At 70.6% G+C, this 4,925-nt stretch carries 2 protein-coding genes; one reads left to right on the forward strand and one right to left on the reverse strand.

Annotated elements, in window-relative coordinates; all coding sequences use genetic code 11:
• Positions 1–256: S1 family peptidase (locus LQV45_RS17765; RefSeq protein WP_230008156.1), on the forward strand; the 256-nt coding region annotated here is incomplete at its 5' end.
• A gap of 60 nt (positions 257–316) precedes the next feature.
• Here LQV45_RS17765 and LQV45_RS17770 read toward each other — a convergent pair.
• Positions 317–4,925: alpha-L-arabinofuranosidase C-terminal domain-containing protein (locus LQV45_RS17770; RefSeq protein WP_308288885.1), on the reverse strand; the 4,609-nt coding region annotated here is incomplete at its 5' end.

A 4,925-nucleotide genomic window follows, 5' to 3' on the forward strand; every position in this document is an offset into this window, starting at 1 on the left:
GACCACGGGGTGGCACTGCGGTCAGGTGCAGGCGTACAACTCCACGGTCCGCTACGCGGAGGGGTCGGTCTCGGGCCTCATCCGCACCTCGGTGTGCGCCGAGCCGGGTGACTCCGGCGGCTCGCTCCTGGCGGGCAACCAGGCCCAGGGCGTGACCTCCGGCGGTTCGGGTGACTGCTCCACGGGTGGGACGACCTACTTCCAGCCGGTCAACGAGATCCTGCAGGCCTACGGACTCCGGCTGCTGACCAGCTGATCCCGAGGAACGACATCGCCCCGGCCGCGTCCTGCGCGGTCGGGGCGACGTCGTTCCTGCTCAGTTCTCGCGGACGCGGCGGCGGCGGATCACCGTCCCGAGGGCCAGCGCGAGCAGACCCAGCACCAGCGCGGCGATCGAGACCGTCCCGCCCGTCACCGCGAGCGGCGAGCCGGTGCTCGGCGTCGCGGGGCCGTCCGTCGTCGGGGGCACCGTTCCCGGGGTAGCGGCGGCACGGATCTCGACCGACACGGCCGCACGCGCGTCGCCGATCACGGCGACCAGTTCGTGCGTCCCCGCGGGGACGGCGGCCGGCAGTGTGACGGTGACGCGGAACGCGCCCGCGGCGTCGGTGCGGACCGCACCGAGGTCGATCGGTGTCGAGTGGAGTTCGAGGCGGCCATCGGCATCCGTCGGCCATCCGGTGCCCGACACCGTGATCACTCCGCCCGCGACGAGGTCGCCGGCCACCGACAGCGTCGGGTCGCCCGGCGTGGCACCGACCGAGGCCGAGCCCGTTCCGCCGACGTTGCCGGCCACGTCCACCGCGCGGTACGACACCGTGGTCGCCCCCGCAGGGACGGTGACGACGGCCTCGGCACCGGACACGGCGGTCCAGGTCCCCAAGTCACCCAGACGGTACTCGATCCGGTCGACGCCCGAGACGGCGTCGGTGGCGGTGAGCCGGACCGTTCGGGCCGTGGCATCCACCCCGCTCGTCACGGTCGGGGCCGTGCGGTCGACGCGGACCACAGCCGGAACGGATGCCGAGACGTTGCCGGCGACGTCCGTGGCCCGGAACGCGAGGTTCGCGGTCCCCTCGGTCGGGGTGAGGGCACCGGTGTACGCCGCCCACGTGGTGCCGCCGTCGGTGCTGACCTCCACGCGGGGCGCGTCGTCGGTGTCGTCGGTCGCCGTCGCCGAGACCGCGACGGGCGAGACGAACCAGCCGTTCGCGCCGTCGGGAGTCGCGGGAGACGTGGACACCGTCACGACCGGCGCCTCGGTGTCGGGGGTGCGCGTGTGCATCCGCAGGAACGTCACCGAGTACGGCGCGAACGTGCGGGTGAAGCTCGCGCTCACGGAGACGTCCGTCGTCTCGGGCGCCACGGGCGTGGCATCCGCCGTGTTCACGGCCCCCGGGGCGGCCGCGAGGACCGTCATCTGCGCGGTCGGCAGCACCTCGAGTCCGCCGAGGTCGACCCGCGTCACGGCTTCCTTCGCCTGCGCGTTGACGACCTTGAGGATGACGTCACCGGTCGCGTCGTCTTTCGTCATGACCTGGGCGAAGGGCTCGACGGCCGTGTTGGTGAAGCGTCCGGCCTGCTGCCCGTCGACGAACAGCGTCACCTCGGGACCGCGCACCTGGATGCGGAGGTCGTACGTGCGGCCGGTCTCGACCCGCGGCATCCCGGTGTCGGTCAGGATCGACTTCGCTCCGCCGACGGCCTTCTCGACGACGCTGCGGGTGTTGCCCCACCCGCCGAGGTTCCACCACAGGTAGTCGGCCGAGCCCTGCACCCCGAAGCCGACGAGGAAGCCCTCCGCGCCGGCGAGCTTGGTGGCCTTCAGCGACAAGTCGTAGTCGGTGGCGTCCAGCGCGGGGCCGGCGACGAGGGTGTTGTTCGCCGTCGTCGACGACTGCACGTAGCTGCCGTCCGCCGCCGACCACGAGCCCGCGTTCGCGAGCGGCGTCCAGCCGTCGGCGCTGGTGTCCGAGAAGTCGTCCGCGAAGAGCGTCTCGCCGTCGGGCGTCGTGACCTTCACGTCGTCGTAGCGCGCGGAGGTGCTCCAGGTCGACAGCCCCACGGCCCCGGCAAGACCGGTGGATGCCAGATCCCCGGCCGCCGTGGTCGGCACGACGCGGTCACCGGTGTTGCGCATGAACAGCTTCTGCACCTCGTAGTTCGCCGAACCCCACACCTGGTCACGGTCGAACCAGATGAGGTCGGGCCGCCACTGCGTGCTGCTCTGGTCGGCCAGGAGCGGCGCGTACGAGGCCATCTTCACCACGTCGGCGTTGCGCTCGAGACCCGTCATGAAGGCCGCCTCCGACAGGGCGTTGAAGAAGCGGTTGTCGCGCGAGGCGTACTCGCCGATCCACACGTCGGGTCCGTTCCGGTCGTAGGAGTCGTAGCGGGCGTTGTGCGAGAGGAACCACGACGGGTCGCGGTAGTAGTGCTCGTCGACCATGTCGACGTTCTCGGCCCGGTTCTGCTCCCCGTGCTTCTCGAACGTCGCGCCCTCGGCGTCGGGCCCCGAGTTGCTGATCAGGATCATGTCGGGGTACTTGGCCGAGATGTCATCCCGGAACTTCACGAAGTTCGCCATGAACGCCTCGGGGTAGTTCTCCTCGTTGCCGATCTCGATGCGGTCCAGACCGAACGGCGCGGGGTGCCCCATGTCGGCGCGGAGCTTGCCCCACGTCGTGTCGACACCGCCGTTGGCGAACTCGATGAGGTCGAGAGTGTCCTGGATGTGGCGCTGGAGGAGCGCGGGGTCGGTCGGCTGCAGTGCCTGGCCGCAGCCGTTGAGGAGCGCGGGGACGTCGGGGACGGGCTTCGCGCCGATGTCCTCGGCGAACTGGAAGTACTCGAAGTACCCCAGTCCCAGCGACTGGTTGTAGCCCCAGAAGTTGGCGTTGGTGGCACGGGTCTCGACCGGGCCGACGCTGTCCTTCCACTGGTACGACCGAGCGCGCTCGTAGCCCGAGTCGGCGGAGTAGTCCTCGTGGCTGTTGACGTTGACGATGCAGCCGCCGGGGAACCGCACGAACTTCGGGTGCAGGTCGGCGATCTTCTGCGCGATGTCCTTGCGGAGCCCGTTCGGCCGTCCCTGGAACGTGTCGCGAGGGAAGAGCGAGACCTCGTCGAGGCGGAGCGTCCCGGTGCCCGCGGCCTGGACGAGCAGGCGGGCACGGTCGGTCGTGGCCGTCGCCGTGACGGTGCCCGTGTACTTCACCCAGCCGTCCCCGGCCACCGTCGCGGTGAGCGGATCCGAGAGCGCTGCTCCGTCGGCCGAGCGCAGCACGACCGAGACGGGGGTGCCGCCCGGAGCCGTGGTGCGGGCCCAGAACGACACGTCGTACAGCCCGCCGTCGGTGAGGGCGATCCCGGTGTCGAATCCGCCGTTCTCGACGCCGTAGGTGCCGGTACCGGCGCTGGCGAGGTCGAGCCGCAGGTAGGTGCGGTTGCGCTCGTTCATGCGCGCCGCGTCGTTGACGGGCTTCGCGGTTCCACTGCCGCCGACACCCACGGGGGCCCACGCCGTCATCCCGGTGAAGTCGCGGTTGTCGACGGGGAGGAACTCGAACGAGCGGTTGCGCACGAGCTCGGCGTACAGGCCGCCGTCGGCGGCGTTGTTGATGTCCTCGAAGAACACGCCGTACATCTCGTCGGAGATCTCGGCGCCCTCTTTCGCGGGGTCGGCGGTGATCGAGTAGTCAGCGGTCTCGTCGGTCGGGTACGCCGCGATCAGCCGCTGCTGCTCGGCCGCGGTGATCGGCAGCACCGTGCCGTGGCGCGGGCGGCTGGGAAGCTCGGCATCCGTCACCGACGTCCAGGTCCCCGACGCGATGTCGCGCGTCTCGAACATCAGGTAGCCCTGGCCGCCGTGGTAGCTGGGCTGGTCGATGAGCATGTACCAGTGGCCGGCCTCGGCGTTGTCGGCGAACACCGTCGGGCCCTCGCCGTTGGTGAACGTCCCGCCCCAGGGGTTCGGCTGGCCGACGCCGATCTGCTCCTTGACGAGCTGCCACCCGGGGGCGGAGGTCGTGGTGGGGAGCGAGCCGGTGACCGTCGCGGTGAGGTCGGTCGAGCGCTCCTGACGGACGGTCATGGATGCCTCGTCCTTGATGAAGCGGTAGAAGACGTCGCCGTCGCGCACCACGGTGGCGTCGATCGTGCCCTTGCCCGCGCCGCGCTTCACGTCGACCCACGGCTGCGGCTCACTGAACGTGACGAAGTCGCGCGTGGTGACCATCATCATGCGGTTGTAGCTGTCGGACGCGCGACGGCCGTCGGTCGAGGCGCTCGGGTAGAGGTTCGAGGCCCAGTAGACGACGTACTCGCCGCGCTCGGGGTCCCACGTGGCCTCGGGGGCCCACGTGTTGCCCGCGAGCGCGCTGGAGACCGTGATCTGCCGCAGCGGGCTCCAGGTCACGAGGTCGTCGGACTGCCAGACGTTGAGCTTGCGGCTGCCGACCTCCTGCGCCCGGCCGAAGTCGCCGTTGTAGCGATCGAACATGTTCAGGTCGGTGGAGAGCATGTAGAAGCGGTCGCCGTCGGGCGAGCGCAGCACGAACGGGTCGCGGATGCCTTCCTCGCCCTGGTCGGAGGTGAGCACCGGCTTCCCCTCGTTGAGGGTGAGCCAGCTCTTCGGGTCGTTGGCCCGCGAGGTCGCGAACGAGATCTCCTCGTCGGTCGTCGTGCTCTCGCCGGTGAAGAAGGGGAAGAAGTAAGCCCCGAGTTCCTGCTCCTCGGGCAGCGGCTGCACCGCGAGGGTGAAGGCGCGCGTGGCGGAGCTGGAGCCCTTGCTCACGGTGGCGGTCACCTCGACGGTCTTCGCCGCCGATCCGTGCGCGGGCCGGGTGACCTCGCCGGTGGCCGAGACGACCGACGGGTCGGACGAGGTCCACGACACCGTCGTCCCGTTCGAACCCGACGTCGGC

The sequence above is a fragment of the Microbacterium sp. Bi128 genome (assembly GCF_918698205.1).